This is a genomic window from Pediococcus ethanolidurans, assembly GCF_964062635.1.
Classification (GTDB): Bacteria; Bacillota; Bacilli; order Lactobacillales; family Lactobacillaceae; genus Pediococcus; species Pediococcus ethanolidurans.
In genome coordinates this window covers 1,236,057-1,250,313 of sequence record NZ_OZ061250.1, presented here as the reverse complement: position 1 = coordinate 1,250,313, position 14,257 = coordinate 1,236,057, and the positions used below count along the sequence as shown (strand labels likewise).

Annotated in this window: 16 protein-coding genes and 1 other annotated feature; all 16 genes read right to left on the bottom strand. The window is 38.5% G+C overall.

What is annotated here, in order from left to right:
* Nucleotides 1-140: 140 nt before the first annotated feature.
* Nucleotides 141-1,136: an aldo/keto reductase gene (locus AB3219_RS06125; RefSeq protein WP_216753550.1), complete on the bottom strand. Its 996-nt coding sequence runs from the start codon at nucleotides 1,134-1,136 to the stop codon at nucleotides 141-143.
* A gap of 162 nt (nucleotides 1,137-1,298) precedes the next feature.
* A complete protein-coding gene (gene rplL, locus AB3219_RS06120; RefSeq protein ID WP_263765848.1) occupies nucleotides 1,299-1,664 on the bottom strand; it encodes a 50S ribosomal protein L7/L12 in 366 nt (121 codons plus the stop codon).
* Between the two features lie 32 nt (nucleotides 1,665-1,696).
* The gene (gene rplJ, locus AB3219_RS06115; RefSeq protein ID WP_057750552.1) at nucleotides 1,697-2,203 is read right to left on the bottom strand and encodes a 50S ribosomal protein L10; all 507 of its coding nucleotides are present in this window, start codon (nucleotides 2,201-2,203) and stop codon (nucleotides 1,697-1,699) included.
* Nucleotides 2,204-2,227: 24 nt separating this feature from the next.
* Nucleotides 2,228-2,350, bottom strand: a sequence feature (ribosomal protein L10 leader region).
* A 49-nt stretch (nucleotides 2,351-2,399) separates the two neighbouring features.
* The gene (gene rplA, locus AB3219_RS06110; protein ID WP_057805750.1) at nucleotides 2,400-3,089 is read right to left on the bottom strand and encodes a 50S ribosomal protein L1; all 690 of its coding nucleotides are present in this window, start codon (nucleotides 3,087-3,089) and stop codon (nucleotides 2,400-2,402) included.
* 87 nt (nucleotides 3,090-3,176) lie between these two features.
* Nucleotides 3,177-3,602: a 50S ribosomal protein L11 gene (gene rplK / locus AB3219_RS06105; RefSeq protein WP_057784519.1), complete on the bottom strand. Its 426-nt coding sequence runs from the start codon at nucleotides 3,600-3,602 to the stop codon at nucleotides 3,177-3,179.
* 125 nt (nucleotides 3,603-3,727) lie between these two features.
* On the bottom strand, nucleotides 3,728-4,273 hold the full coding sequence (gene nusG, locus AB3219_RS06100; protein ID WP_057805749.1) for a transcription termination/antitermination protein NusG: 546 nt from the start codon (nucleotides 4,271-4,273) through the stop codon (nucleotides 3,728-3,730).
* Nucleotides 4,274-4,422: 149 nt separating this feature from the next.
* The gene (gene secE, locus AB3219_RS06095; RefSeq protein ID WP_263765846.1) at nucleotides 4,423-4,590 is read right to left on the bottom strand and encodes a preprotein translocase subunit SecE; all 168 of its coding nucleotides are present in this window, start codon (nucleotides 4,588-4,590) and stop codon (nucleotides 4,423-4,425) included.
* A gap of 12 nt (nucleotides 4,591-4,602) precedes the next feature.
* On the bottom strand, nucleotides 4,603-4,752 hold the full coding sequence (gene rpmG, locus AB3219_RS06090; protein ID WP_074693873.1) for a 50S ribosomal protein L33: 150 nt from the start codon (nucleotides 4,750-4,752) through the stop codon (nucleotides 4,603-4,605).
* Nucleotides 4,753-5,061: 309 nt separating this feature from the next.
* The gene (locus AB3219_RS06085) at nucleotides 5,062-6,438 is read right to left on the bottom strand and encodes an ISLre2 family transposase (RefSeq protein WP_263766193.1); all 1,377 of its coding nucleotides are present in this window, start codon (nucleotides 6,436-6,438) and stop codon (nucleotides 5,062-5,064) included.
* A 162-nt stretch (nucleotides 6,439-6,600) separates the two neighbouring features.
* Nucleotides 6,601-7,191, bottom strand: a complete 591-nt coding sequence (locus tag AB3219_RS06080) for a sigma-70 family RNA polymerase sigma factor (RefSeq protein ID WP_216753513.1) — start codon at nucleotides 7,189-7,191, stop codon at nucleotides 6,601-6,603.
* A gap of 185 nt (nucleotides 7,192-7,376) precedes the next feature.
* Nucleotides 7,377-8,153 (bottom strand): 23S rRNA (guanosine(2251)-2'-O)-methyltransferase RlmB, encoded by a 777-nt coding sequence (gene rlmB / locus AB3219_RS06075; RefSeq protein WP_216753514.1) that lies wholly within the window; start codon nucleotides 8,151-8,153, stop codon nucleotides 7,377-7,379.
* Nucleotides 8,140-8,559, bottom strand: a complete 420-nt coding sequence (locus AB3219_RS06070) for a Mini-ribonuclease 3 (protein ID WP_260365652.1) — start codon at nucleotides 8,557-8,559, stop codon at nucleotides 8,140-8,142. The genes rlmB and AB3219_RS06070 overlap by 14 nt, the downstream gene beginning before the upstream one ends.
* A gap of 3 nt (nucleotides 8,560-8,562) precedes the next feature.
* Nucleotides 8,563-9,969 carry a cysteine--tRNA ligase gene (cysS, locus tag AB3219_RS06065; protein WP_216753516.1) on the bottom strand — a complete coding sequence of 469 codons (1,407 nt, stop codon included), beginning with the start codon at nucleotides 9,967-9,969 and terminating at the stop codon, nucleotides 8,563-8,565.
* Between the two features lie 123 nt (nucleotides 9,970-10,092).
* On the bottom strand, nucleotides 10,093-11,580 hold the full coding sequence (gltX, locus tag AB3219_RS06060) for a glutamate--tRNA ligase (protein ID WP_216753517.1): 1,488 nt from the start codon (nucleotides 11,578-11,580) through the stop codon (nucleotides 10,093-10,095).
* A gap of 83 nt (nucleotides 11,581-11,663) precedes the next feature.
* Nucleotides 11,664-12,782, bottom strand: coding sequence for a PIN/TRAM domain-containing protein (locus tag AB3219_RS06055; RefSeq protein WP_216753518.1), 1,119 nt, complete (start codon nucleotides 12,780-12,782; stop codon nucleotides 11,664-11,666).
* A 31-nt stretch (nucleotides 12,783-12,813) separates the two neighbouring features.
* Nucleotides 12,814-14,184, bottom strand: coding sequence for a DNA repair protein RadA (radA, locus tag AB3219_RS06050; RefSeq protein WP_216753519.1), 1,371 nt, complete (start codon nucleotides 14,182-14,184; stop codon nucleotides 12,814-12,816).
* Between the last annotated feature and the right edge of the window lie 73 nt (nucleotides 14,185-14,257).

The window sequence follows — 14,257 nt, the reverse complement described above, 5'->3', positions numbered from 1 at the left end:
GCATTTTTGTGCTTTCAACCTTTAAATACTAACTAAAAATAATTATTATCCAAAAAAGTGTCAACAAGCCTGCTTGCTTGTTGACACTTAGCTTACAAGTAATGAAACGTTTGCGGAGCACTCGTTTTCCTCACTCAATACTAGTTAATGATTGCGTCAATGGTTGAAACCTCTTCATCCGTAAAGCTCAGATGTTCGAGTGCCTTTAGATTATCATCAAGATGTTTAATATTAGTCGTGCCAATAATCACACTAGTCACAACTGGATCACGTAGTAACCACGCTAATGATAGTTGACTTAAGGTTTGGTGCCGCCTGCTGGCCACTTCATTAAGTTGATTTAATTTATGCACAAGCACGTCACTACCATTTGCGAATAATTTTTTATTGGTATGATGAATTGGAAAAGTTTCTGGAATTCCCTTTAAGTATCGATCAGACAAAAGTCCCTCAGCAAGAGGTCCATAAGCAATGAGACCAGCACCACCATCTCGTAATGTATCCAAAATGCCAGTATCTTTTACGTTTGAATTAAGCATGTTCATGCTCATCTGATCAAGAACAAATGGTGTACCTAATTTTTTAAACAATTTGATTACTTGCTCTAATTGCGGTTTTTCATAATTTGATACACCAACGTACAACGCCTTACCAGCGCGGACAATGTCATCAAGTGCTCTAACTGTTTCTTCAATCGGGGTTTGATCATCATAGCGATGGGCGTAAAAAACATCAACATAACCAAGACCCAATCGTTTCAAAGAATCATCTATTCCCTGTAAAAGTGATTTTCTTGAAGTACCAATTCCGTATGGTCCGTCATGAACCTCATAACCAACCTTAGTTGAAATAACCAATTCATCACGATAAGCCTTTAAATCCTGACGGAGCACTTGACCTAGCAGTTGTTCCGTACTTCCGAAACCAGAACCATCGTTACCGTAACTATTAGCAACATCAAAATGAAATACGCCATGATCAAATGCATGAAGAATAACTTTACGTCGATCATTTATCGGATCATTACTCCCATAATGACGCCATAATCCGAGAGAAATTGGTGGCAACATTAAACCGGTCTTCCCTGCATGTCGAAGTGACAAATTTTCATAACGTGTATTAGATGCTTTGTACATTTCATCCATTCCCTTCATATTTCTTACATCATCCATGTTAATTCATAAACTAGTTTAGAACAATAACGCACTTAAAAGTGCCTTGAGTTACTGATGTGTATACAGAATTTTGAGCACAAAAAAAGAACCCACAAACGTGGATTCTTTTGGGATGTCTGCAAATTACTTAACAGTAACTGTAGCGCCAGCTGCTTCAAGTTTAGCTTTAACATCGTTTGCTTCGTCTTCAGAAACGTCTTCTTTGATTGCTGAAGGTGCCTTGTCAACAAGGTCCTTAGCATCTTTCAAGCCAAGACCAGTGATTTCACGAACAGCCTTGATTGCTTTAACCTTAGCTGAACCAGCTTCTGTTAATTCAACAGTAAATGTTGTCTTTACAGCAGTTGCATCACCAGCAGCACCTGCAGCAGCAACTGGAGCAGCTGCAGAAACACCGAATTCGTCTTCGATAGCTTTAACTAAGTCATTTAAGTCAGTAATTGAAGCACCTTTTAAGTCTTCAATAAATTGGTCTTTATCTAATGCCATTTTTGTATCCTCCATTTAATTGTCTAATTTAATTATGCAGCGTCTTCTTCAGACTTCTTATCTGCAACAGCCTTAACTGCATATGCCACATTACGTACAGGTGCTTGTAATACATTAGCAAGCATGCTGAGCAAGTCTTCACGGCTTGGCATTGAAGCATATGTGTTGATTTCTTCGATTGAAGCTACTTTACCTTCGATCATGCCACCCTTAAGTGTAAGTGCGTCATGTTCATCAGCAAATTTCTTCAAAATCTTTGCAGGGGCTACTGGATCCTCATCAGAGAATGCAACAGCACTTGGTCCAACAAAGACATCATTTAAGTCTTTATAACCAGCTTTTTCTGCAGCACGAGTCAAAATCTTGTTTTTAATCACATGCAATGTAACACCAGCATCACGTAATTCCTTACGTAACTCAGTGTCTTCTGCAACTGTTAATCCACGAGAATCAACAACGATTGCGGAAGCGGCTTTGCTAAAATAATCAACAGCTGTATCAACAATTGCTGCTTTTTTAGCGATTGCTTCTTTACTCATTAATTTTCACCTCCAGCAATTTTTTTAATTATAAAAAAATCCGCACCCAGACCTGGGATACGGAAATTTACATTTCTACGTTCCTCGGCAGGTAAAATTAAGACGAATCAACGTCACCTGAGTCTTAGGCAAATTTTATTATAATTTACTTATCCAAGTTACCATAGAAAACATCTCTATGTCAACACACAATTAATTAAAACTGTGCCAAGTCAACATGAACGCCAGGGCCAAATGTTGAAGCCACAGAAACGTTTTGGACGTATGTTCCTTTGACAGAAGCAGGACGTGCACGCACAATAGTGTCCTCAATAACTGTTAAATTACCAAGTAATTTGTCAGCATCAAATGATACTTTACCAATTGGCACATGAACGTTACCATCACGGTCAGTTCTGTAAGTAACTTTTCCAGCTTTAGATTCTGTAACAGCCTTAGTTACATCCATTGTAACAGTACCAGTCTTAGGGTTAGGCATTAATCCCTTTGGTCCAAGAACTCGGCCTAAACGTCCAACTTGAGCCATCATATCAGGTGTTGCAATTGCAACATCGAAATCAAGCCAGCCGCCCTGGATACGTTGAACTAAGTCATCGTCACCCACAACGTCTGCACCAGCTGCTTGTGCATCTTTAGCTTTTTCGCCTTTAGCAAAAACGATAACTGTTTGTTCTTTACCTGTACCATTTGGTAAAACAACAGCGCCACGTAATTGTTGGTCAGCTTGTTTTGTATCTACGTTTAACTTAAATACTGTTTCTACGGTTGCATCGAATTTAGCAAAATCAACTTTTTTAACTAATTCTAATGCTTCCTTTGGTGCATATGCTTTTGTCGTATCAACTTGCTTTAAAGCGTCTTGATACTTTTTACCTCTTTTTGCCATCTGTGTTTTCCTCCTTGCAAATGTGGTTTAACGGATTTTCCTCCCACTTGATACATCCATTTTAATGGAGTATCCGACTACAACAACTTAGTCTTTAACTTCAAAGCCCATGCTGCGTGCAGTACCTTCGACCATGCGCATTGCAGACTCAACGTTTGCAGCGTTTAGATCTTGCATTTTTGTTTCGGCGATTTCCTTAACTTGATCCTTGGTTACAGTTGCAACCTTGTTTGTGTTAGGTTCACCAGAACCATGTTCAACACCGGCAGCTTTCTTCAAGAGAACAGAAGCAGGTGGAGTCTTTGTAACGAAGTCGAATGAACGATCTTCATAAACAGTAATTACAACAGGAATTAACATGCCAGCTTGGTCAGCTGTACGTGCATTAAATTCCTTTGTGAATCCCATAATATTAATACCTGCTTGTCCTAAAGCTGGACCAACTGGTGGAGCCGGAGTTGCTTTTCCGGCGGGAATTTGCAATTTAACAACGTTTGCTACTTTTTTTGCCACGAGACATACCTCCTTATAAGTCCGTGTGTGGTATGATGAGGATTTAAATTTCCTCTCCCACGCTTATATATGCACAAAAGCATACTTTAAAAGTATACCATGTAACCATCAAAAGGACAAACTCACTAATCAAGTTTATCGATTTGTTCCATATCTAGTTCGGTGCTTGTTTCGCGACCAAACATGTTGATATTAACTTTAAGTTTCATATTCTTATTGTCTACTTCAGTAATCTTACCAGTCAAACCAGAGAAAGCGCCATCAACGATCTTAACAGTTTCGCCTTCTTCAACTTCAATGGTAGCGTGACGAACAGACATCCCTAGGTGACGTAAAATTCTTTCTGCCTCATCTGGTAATAATGGTGATGGCTTACTTCCTGAACCGTGTGAACCGACAAATCCAGTTACTCCTGGTGTATTTCGCACAATATACCAAGCCTGGTCACTCATAACCATTTCTACTAAAACGTAGCCAGGGAATTCTTTTTTCATGGTAACTTTGTCTTTACCATTTTTGCTTTCGTGTTCTTCTTCTTCAGGTACAACTACCCGAAAAATATTATTCTGCATTCCCATTGATTGAGAACGAGATTCAAGGTTTGCCTTAACTTTATTTTCATATCCTGAATAAGTATGTAAAACATACCAATTTTTTGCAGCAGTTTCCAATTGTATTCTCCTTTTTGTAATTAACAATCAATTCTAGTTTGCAGTAACCAAACGACTCGCGCTGGTAATTTAAACAAAATAAAAAAACTCCGTCTACACGAAGTTCCAACACCATCATTGTATCAAAAAAATTGGATTAGTGCCATGTTTTACTGGAATAAACCAAGAAAAATCTGAACTAACCAATCTACCAGTGCAAAAAAGCCAACAAAGAATACTGAGAGTCCAATGACAGAAGACGCATCTTTGCGAAGTTGATGGCCATTTGGCCACGTCACATCATGCATCTCTTGAATAACACTTTTAATAAATTTCATTGAACTTTCCTCCTAGCGCGTTTCTCGATGTAATGTGTGCTTGTTGCAGTGCTTACAATACTTTTTAATCTCTAATCTTGTGGTTCGGTTAGGATTGGCCGCAACTGTGTAGTTACGTGATCCGCAGACAGAACATGCTAAGGCAATTTGTTTTTGTGCCATAATTTATCTCCCTAATTAATCAAAGTTAACTTTATCATGCCAACCCCACCATGTCAATTTCAACCCTTCAATAGTATGTGTCAAGTTTTAGTAGGTAGTGCTTCTAATTAGATTTTATTTATGTTTTTAACTACTTTTTGTTTCGTTCCGGCGTTGATGCGGGGTCGTGTGGGTCGCTTACGAGCTAACTTCTTGCCCTTCAGGCCAGAAGTGGATCTCTCCAGTCTCCCATGTCTCTAAGCGATAAATCGCTAAGTGACATCGACACACTCTTTCACCAACGCCTCCACTCCACCTGTTATTCAAATCCTATGAAATAGCCTTCACCAAATTACCCATAGCACTGCTAGTTGCTGCGTCTAATGAAATACTGCCGTGCCTAATTCCTTGATGTTGTGTAAAAGGCTGTTTAAGAAAATAACTAGCGGCCACTTTAACTGGCATGATGCTTATTGGCAAGGTATTGGTCATCTTTATCATTGCTGTTTCTAATTGCCCGTTAATTTCACTGGTAATCACCGCAATCATCGCCTTCAATCCAGCTTTACTCCAAGAGCGACCTTGATGTTTTAACCGATAGGTAAAGCGTCGATGATTACTTTCACAGCCACCTAAACACACGGTTTCGGTAGCTAAGCTTCGCTTGTTGGCTGGCTTTAAATAATTCCAGTTACGTTTCAAGTAACTCCGTAAAAGTTGAATTGCTTCCAGACTATCTGCATCATTGGCTTGAAACTCACACGTATCAAGGACAATTTGAACTTGATCATTATCCCAATTATGCACACCCTGAAATAGTTTACTTTGCAGAATCTTAGGCATCTTGCTTAATCGACTACGAATTTTTCGGTTCAAGTGATAACGATCTAAAAAGTGCTCATGTTTTTTGGCCCCAACCGCTAATTCATCAAAGCAGGATGGTTCATAGCCACTCCCATTATCGCTACCGGTAATCATTATAGTTGCTCGTAAATCATAATTCTGATCGAGATAATCTTGTACTTGATTAAAAACTGCTTGCCGGTTTAATCCCGTAAATACATGCCGGTTTAACGTCTGACGTCGTCGGCCATTTTGGCTAATACCTTCCGTTAGTTGCAGTCGATGAATAAGGACATTTTTATGGTGTTGCTTAGCCTTTAAGGCCACACAAAAGGCATCGCCTTCCAAATACAGATAAGGAACTTGTCGTTTCTTTTCGATGTTCACTAATGTAGTCTCTTCACGTTGTTTTTCACATTGTTCACCCGCTGATTGATAAAGTTGATCCACCTTTTGATGACTGATGGAAAGTGGGGTCAAAAGGTTAACAGCCAAGGCTGTTGTCCGTAAAACACTATGTGAAGCTAGCTTAGCGACCTTTTCAACCATCAAAGGTGAAAACCTACTTCGTGGAATTAACTGTAAGTACCGGTCTAAAGGATAGACATAGGTTTTGTCATTTAATCTAACCAAACGACGTCTAAAAGTAACTGTTCCGCACATAAAATTTAACGTTCGTTGTCGTTTGCCAATAATTTCTCGATATTCTGTTTCTCCAATTAAAAGATCATCTAAATCCTCTAATGCTTGGCCTAAAGCCGTGGCAATCAATGCCTGGCACCGAATCATTAAATCCTGTTCCGCATTAAATAAACTATTACTTTCCTTTAAAACTGTCATGATTTCTGTTAAAATCTGAGACATGAAGACCGTTACCTCCTAATTTTTGGCTGCTATACCTAATTAGAAGATTAACGGTCTTCTCGTGTTTTGAAAAGGCTTTTTTTCACTTTCCTACTAAAACTTTACACTAACCCTTCAATATAATTGAATACCACAAAAAATAGGACATTTGCCCTATTTTTATCACTGATTATGAGAAATTCGTTGTTCAAACTTATTTCGACAACGACTGATCGCATTTAAAACTTTGGAAGATTCACACCCTAATAACGACGCAATTTCTGTAGAGCTTTTCCCGGAAAAAAAATATCGAAAAACTCGCGCTTCAAATACAGATAAATCTGAATAATAACGTTCACAGTTTTCCTTTAACACAGCCATTTCGTGAGGCCCGCCATGTTTAGTCATAAACAAGCGTTCATATTCGTTATTTTCCTCTTGCATCGCTTCTAACGAATTGCTGAATAAGTCAGAACGTCTTTTAAACGCCATTTCTCTACGAATTAAACTACAAACCCGATTTTGAAAGTTTGCCTGAAAAAACTTTCCTACAGTGATGTGTCGTTTACTATCATAGTTAGCAATTGTATTAAAGAACACAATTCTTCCCTCTTGTAACCAATCGTCTAATTCATATCCTCGTAAAAAATATTTTTCCTTAATATGAATTACAATTGGACTATACTGTCGAAATAAAAGTTCAAAACTTGCCGAATCACCGAATTTGGCTTTTTCAATTAATGTCAATTCAGTTTTACATGTTTTATCTAACATTCCTAACTCCTAACCAGCCTCCTCAAGAAAACAATATAGCAGATTATTAATTAGTTTTACAAGGGAACGTACGTTTAAAACGCTTATTTGGCGCTGCTTATGAGCATAATTAAAAACGAAATCATCTGCAAACTTCGCAGTTAATTTCGTTTTCTTCTAGGTAATCTTCATTTTTGTCGGAGTTTTTATAAAGAATGTCGTGTTGAAAAACCTTGATAAATTAATAGGCTTGCTGCCACACTTGCATTCAAACTTTGAACTTGACCCACCATCGGAATCGTTAAAGTTTCATCGACCTGTTTTTTAAGAAGGGGTGAAATTCCTTTACCCTCGTTTCCAATAATCAAACCAACTGAGCCTTTTGCATCCCATTTACGATAATCGGTACCATTCATATCAGTTCCAAAGATCCACATACCGCGTTTCTTTAAATCTTTAACCGTATTAACTAAATTGGTCACGCGAACAACTGGCACATGTTCAATCGCGCCTGCTGAAGTTTTGGCAACCGTACTGGTCAATCCGACAGCCCGATGCTTAGGAATAATGACACCATGGACACCTGCAGCATCTGCTGTTCGTAAAATTGATCCCAAATTGTGTGGATCCTCAATATTATCCAGAATCAACACAAAAGGTGCTTCATCTTTAGCACTAACCTTTTGAAAAACATCATCTAAATTAGCGTATTCAAAAGCAGCAATTGCCAATACTACCCCTTGATGATTTTGTCCATCAGCTAAATGATCCAGCTTATGCTTTGGTACCTGTGACACAATAAGTTTGCGTTTTTCTGCCAGCTTAACAATATCGTGAATTGCATCGGCTTTTAGCCCTTCTTGCACAAACACTTTATTAATTGTTTGCTGTGATTTCAAGGCCGAAACTGCAGGATGACGTCCAATAATAAAATCGCCCTGTGCGTCCTCAGTTTGTGGTGCTTTATTTTCATTTTGTGGCATGACTAATTTTTCCTTCCTCTACTTGATCAATACACCAATTTGCCAGCCAATCTAAGCGTTCTTGTTGCCCACTTAAAGAAAGATAACCCATTAATGCTTCAAATCCCGTGGAAATCCGATAGGTTAAAACAGAGGTATTTTTAGCCGAAGTATGACTTTTGGCATTACGTCCTCGTTTAAAGTACTCCTCTTCAGTTTCAGTTAAAATTTTCTGATACGTCATTGCCTGAATCAAAGCGGCTTGAGCTTTAGCTGAAACAAAATTGGTAGCTGTATGATGCAACTTAGTTGGTTTGGTCAGCCCTTTGTTAATTAAATGTCTTCTGATGTAAACCTCGTATACTGCATCGCCTAAATAGGCTAAGGCAATGCCATTTAATTGTTTATAATCTCCATTTTCTGTCATTTACTATTCCCTTTTCCACCGAGTTCCTTGGGGGGTATCCTCCAAGATAATTCCCTGGTCTTTTAATTGATCGCGAATTTCATCACTGCGTTGAAAATTCTTATTCTCTCTAGCTTGATTGCGTTGTACAATCAGTTGTTTAATGGTTTCATCCTCTAACTTAGTTTCTTCTAATTTAACACCAAAAATACTAACCAATTGGACAAATCTTGTTTTTAATAAATCAAGCGAGTCACGTTTTACCACATCACGTTCACTATAGACATTCAATTCTTTAGCCAGTTCATAAACAACGGCAATCCCATTTTGCACGTTAAAATCATCATCCATAGCCTGCTTGAATTCATCTGTTAACTGATTTACCCGAGTAGTGATTTCCGGATCTTCTCCTTCATCTGCACCCTGATAACGATAAGTCAAATTAGCAAACGCGTTTTGCAATTTAGTCAAGTTATTTCCAGCTTCCGCCAAATTCTCACGGGTATACTGAATAGGCCGCCGATACTGCGTAGTTGCCATAAATAAACGTAATATTTGTGGATCCATCTCTTGAATAATATCATGAACCGTCACAAAGTTACCTAATGATTTACTCATCTTTTCGTTTTCATCACCAACCGTGATAAAACCATTATGCATCCAGTAATGAGCAAACGTTTTGCCTGTTTTGGCCTCACTTTGAGCAATTTCATTTTCATGATGTGGAAATTCAAGGTCCTCACCACCACCATGAATATCAATGGTATCCCCTAAATATTTAGTGGACATAACGGAGCATTCAATATGCCAACCAGGACGACCTTTTCCCCACGGTGCTTCCCACGAAATTTCATCTGCCTTTGTTTTTTTCCATAGTGCAAAGTCAATTGGGTCTTCTTTTCGTGCTGTTTCCTCATCATTTACATGTTCACTAGCGCCCTGCTCAAGTTGATCAATATTTTGTCCGGAAAGTTTGCCATAGTTTTTAAACATTCTTGTCCGATAGTAAACATCACCATCAGATTTATAAGCGTATCCCTTATCTAACAACACCTGAATAAAATTAATAATTTCCGGAATGTTTTCTGTTGCCCGAGGATTTACAGTAGCCGGTTCAACATTAATTACTTTACTATCCTTCATAAAAGCTGCAATATATTTCGCAGCTAGTTTTGGAACCGTCGTATGATCCTGCTTAGCTGTATTGATCATGTGATCATCAACATCAGTAAAATTCGAAACAAAATTAACCTTATATCCGCGATATTCAAAATAGCGCCGAATTGTATCAAACGCAATGATACTGCGTGCATTACCAATATGAATGTAATTATATACAGTGGGGCCACACACGTACATATTCACAACTCCGGGAGTAATTGGCTTAAACGGTTCTTTTTGACGTGTCATTGTATTATAAAGATTAATCATCCAAACGGCCTCTTTTCATTTTTTATTCTGGTTTGATTTTATCACATATCTTAAAGACAACCTAGGAAACTCCTTATGCCATACACAAAAAAGAGCAGCCTTCTTGGCCACTCTTTCAAGTTTTTAGCTTAATTCATCAATCATAGCTTTCAAATGTGACATTGCTGTCTTTTGACCCAAAAGTTCGATTGTTTCAGGTAATTCCGGACCATGCATTTCGTGTGTGATGGCAATTCGAATTGGCATCCACAAAGCACGTCCCTTAACGCCAGTTGCTTTTTGCACCTTTTTAATAGCAGCCAAAATTTCAACCGTATCAAATATTTCCATTTTTTCAAACTGTGCATACATTGCTTTCAGAACTGGCAAAGCAGTTTCAACAGAAATCTCTTGTTTAGATTCTTCATCAATTTCATCTGGACCATTGAAGAATAAATCTGCCATTTCGTTAATTTGTGCGGTATAACTCATTTGACGTTTGTAAACATTAATGAGTTTACGTGCCCACTCAACGCGTTGTGGCGCCGGATTCTTTTCAATATTGCCTGCCTTAATTAGTTGACGTAAAGCAGAATCCATTACTTTATCTTCATCAGCAGATTTAACGTACTGATTATTAATCCATTCTAGCTTTTTACCATCAAAAGCAGCTGGAGACTTGCTCAAGCGCTTCTCATCGTACATTTTAATCAATTCACGTTGCGTAAAGATTTCACTTTCACCAACTGGTGACCAACCAAGTAACACAATAAAATTAAGCATAGCATCTGGTAAGTAACCTAATGAACGATACTGTTCAATAAACTGAAGCACGCTTTCATCACGTTTACTTAACTTTTTGCCAGTTTCACTATTAATGATTAAACTCATATGACCAAACTTAGGTGGTTGCCAACCAAAGGCCTCATAAATCATCAATTGTTTTGGTGTGTTTGCCACATGATCATCCCCACGGAAAACATGTGAAATTTCCATTTTATGATCATCAACCACAACGGCAAAGTTATAAGTTGGCATTCCATCCCGTTTCTGAATGACAAAATCGCCACCAATTGTACTAGAATCAAATGAAATCTTACCTTTAACGATGTCATCCCAAGCATAAGTCTTGTGTTCAGGAACCCGGAAACGAATGACTGGTTCTAAACCAGCCGCCTTAGATTCAGCAATTTTAGCTTGAATTTCATCATCGCTCATTCCGGCATATTCATAAACATAACGAGGCATTTCGCCACGCGCCTTTTGCTCTTCACGTTGTTTTTGAAGTTCCTCTTCTGTCTCATAAGATTCATAAGCCAGGTTTTTATCTAACAACTCTTGAATTAAAGGTTCATAAATGGCCTTTCGTTCAGACTGACGATAAGGACCATAGTCACCAGATTTGTCAGGACCTTCATCCCAATCCAAGCCTAACCATTTCAGATTATCAAGTTGGCTACGTTCACCATCCTTGATGTTACGGCTGGTATCCGTATCCTCAATTCGAATAATAAACTTGCCTTTGTAATGACGCGCAAACAGATAATTAAATAGTGCTGTTCGTGCATTACCAATATGCAAATGACCAGTAGGACTTGGTGCATAACGAACACGAATCTTACTTTTTGCCAAAATTAACGCCTCTTTCTAAGTTTTTCACATTTTATTGCTTAATCAATTGTACAATTGCCGTTCAAATAAATAAAGTCACAATCCTAGCTATTTTCAGAGTTTCGATCACTAATACCTCGCGTTGAATGCAATGGTTTCGCAAAAATCATACGACCCGCATCAGTTTGCAATGCACTGGTAACAACGACATCTAGTTCTTGATTAATGAAATACTTGCCTTCTTCAACCACAACCATGGTGCCATCATCCAAATAAGCAACTCCTTGTTGCCGTTCAGTTCCGTTTTTGACAACCATGACATGTAAATTTTCACCAGGAATGACCCGTGGCTTCAAAGCATTAGCTAACGCATTGATATTTAGAACCTGCACATTTTGGAATTGACTTACTTTGTTGAGATTAAAATCGTTAGTAACGATCACAGCATCTTTATCTTTAGCTAATCGAATAAGTTTACTATCAACTTCATCAATCTCTTTATAGTCGCCTTCATACATTTCGACCGGAATAATATGTTCATTTTGTAACTTATTTAAAATATCCAGCCCACGTCGTCCTCGAACACGTTTGATACTATCCGAAGAATCTGCAATATACTGTAATTCATACAACACAAAATTTGGCACTAACAAAGTTCCCTCAATAAAACCCGTTTTGATCAAATCATAGATTCGGCCATCAATCAAAATATTGGTATCCAAAATTTTATAATGATGAAAATTATCAGTAAATTTTCGATCTAATACATTTTTGGCGCTTTCGGGTTCCTTTCTTCGAGTAAACAACTTACGCCACTCATCGGCCTGGGTAGTTCCTATTCGAAAACCAAGATACCCCAAAGTTAACATTAAAATAATTGGGACAACAGTGTTTAAAAAGAAAATTTGTTGGCGATAAAACAAAGTCGAAATCAAAATTGCTAATACCAATCCGACTACGGTTGACAAGCTACCGTACAGTAAACGAACCGGTGGTATTTTTGAAATTTGCTTTTCCAACCGATTTACGAGGCGTTCAACATAGCCAGCTAAGAGCATTGAAATAATAAAGAAAATAATTGCACCAACCAAGAAATTTGTAACTGAATTACTTAGCCACCAGTGATCACCCAACGACAATAAAATCCACAGCGGTGGTAACAAAATAACGCCCAACGCACCACCTGCCAAGGCAAAGACAGATTTAATAATATTTTTTTTCATCAAACATCCCTCCTTTCAAAATTAAAACCAATTATTTAAAAATCTTATGCAGCGCTTCACTTAAAGTAGCCACTCCTACAACCTGAATACCAGTCGGTGGTGTCCACCCCTGCAAATTGTTCTTTGGTACATAGATCCGTTTGAAACCTAGTTTTTGAGCTTCTGCCACACGTTGCTCAATTCGATTTACCCGGCGAATTTCACCAGTCAATCCAATTTCACCCACAAACGAATCCATTGGATCTGTCCCTTTGTTCCGATAACTTGAAGCAATACTAATCGCAATGGCTAAATCAATCGCTGGCTCGTCTAATTTTACGCCACCAGCCGCCTTTAAATAGGCATCCTGATTTTGTAAAAGAAAATTAGCTCTTTTTTCAAGCACGGCCATGATCAACGAAACACGATTATGATCCAAACCGCTAGCCGTTCGCTTAGCATTTCCAAAGGTTGTCGGCGTAATTAGAGCCTGGACTTCTACCAAAATAGGACGCGTACCTTCCATTGACACCACAATTGCGGAACCAGTTGCGTCTTTCAAACGTTCCTCTAAAAAGATCTCAGAAGGATTGGCTACCTCGGTTAAACCTGTCTCGCGCATTTCAAAGATGCCTAACTCGTTTGTTGAACCAAATCGATTCTTAACCGCTCGTAGAATTCGGTACGTGTGATGCAAATCACCTTCAAAATACAAAACAGTATCTACCATATGCTCCAAAATTTTGGGACCAGCAATGGCACCGCCTTTGGTCACGTGACCCACGATAAAAATCGTAATATTGTTTGTTTTGGCAATTTGCATCAATTCAGCTGTAATTTCACGTACCTGAGCCACACTACCAACTGTAGATTGAATGTCTGGCTCCTGCATCGTTTGAATAGAATCGATGACGACATAAGTTGGTTTAAGTTCTTTGATTGCAGCTTGAATGCTATTCATATCTGTTTCTGGAAACAAATAAAAGTTTTCACTTGCAACATTCAAGCGATCGGCCCGCATTTTGATTTGGGCCGCACTTTCTTCTCCTGAAACATACAACACGCGATGCTTTTTTTCGCTTAATTGACCAGAAATTTGTAGCAGTAGCGTTGATTTTCCAATTCCCGGATCTCCACCAATCAAAACCAGCGAACCGGAAACAATTCCACCACCCAAAACACGATTAAACTCTTCTAATCCAGTTTTGACACGCGGAGTCTCTGTCATATCAACTTGGCTAATCAACTGTGGCTTGGCGTGCTGTCCTTCAAAGCTAATCCGTGCCTTATGATTCACTTTTTCACTTTCAACACGTTCTTCAACTAATGTGTTCCATTGACCACAGCTTGGACAACGGCCCAAAAAACGGGGTGAAACGTACCCGCAATTTTGACAGACAAACTGTGTTTTTGCTTTTGCCATTGTGATATCGGCTCCCTTCAATTTTAGCATATTCTTAAGGAAACAATTGATCTGAAAATATCTTTATAAATCC

What these genes read in the sequence shown, in the direction of transcription:
- rplJ (WP_057750552.1), bottom strand. Translation starts at nt 2,203, where the DNA reads ATGAGTAAAGAAGCAATCGCTAAAAAAGCAGCAATTGTTGATACAGCT.
- AB3219_RS06085 (WP_263766193.1), bottom strand. Translation starts at nt 6,438, where the DNA reads ATGTCTCAGATTTTAACAGAAATCATGACAGTTTTAAAGGAAAGTAAT.
- rplL (WP_263765848.1), bottom strand. Translation starts at nt 1,664, where the DNA reads ATGGCATTAGATAAAGACCAATTTATTGAAGACTTAAAAGGTGCTTCA.
- AB3219_RS06080 (WP_216753513.1), bottom strand. Translation starts at nt 7,191, where the DNA reads ATGTTAGATAAAACATGTAAAACTGAATTGACATTAATTGAAAAAGCC.
- radA (WP_216753519.1), bottom strand. Translation starts at nt 14,184, where the DNA reads ATGGCAAAAGCAAAAACACAGTTTGTCTGTCAAAATTGCGGGTACGTT.
- rlmB (WP_216753514.1), bottom strand. Translation starts at nt 8,153, where the DNA reads ATGCCACAAAATGAAAATAAAGCACCACAAACTGAGGACGCACAGGGC.
- AB3219_RS06070 (WP_260365652.1), bottom strand. Translation starts at nt 8,559, where the DNA reads ATGACAGAAAATGGAGATTATAAACAATTAAATGGCATTGCCTTAGCC.
- rpmG (WP_074693873.1), bottom strand. Translation starts at nt 4,752, where the DNA reads ATGGCACAAAAACAAATTGCCTTAGCATGTTCTGTCTGCGGATCACGT.
- rplA (WP_057805750.1), bottom strand. Translation starts at nt 3,089, where the DNA reads ATGGCAAAAAGAGGTAAAAAGTATCAAGACGCTTTAAAGCAAGTTGAT.
- secE (WP_263765846.1), bottom strand. Translation starts at nt 4,590, where the DNA reads ATGAAATTTATTAAAAGTGTTATTCAAGAGATGCATGATGTGACGTGG.
- cysS (WP_216753516.1), bottom strand. Translation starts at nt 9,969, where the DNA reads ATGATTAATCTTTATAATACAATGACACGTCAAAAAGAACCGTTTAAG.
- AB3219_RS06055 (WP_216753518.1), bottom strand. Translation starts at nt 12,782, where the DNA reads ATGAAAAAAAATATTATTAAATCTGTCTTTGCCTTGGCAGGTGGTGCG.
- AB3219_RS06125 (WP_216753550.1), bottom strand. Translation starts at nt 1,136, where the DNA reads ATGTACAAAGCATCTAATACACGTTATGAAAATTTGTCACTTCGACAT.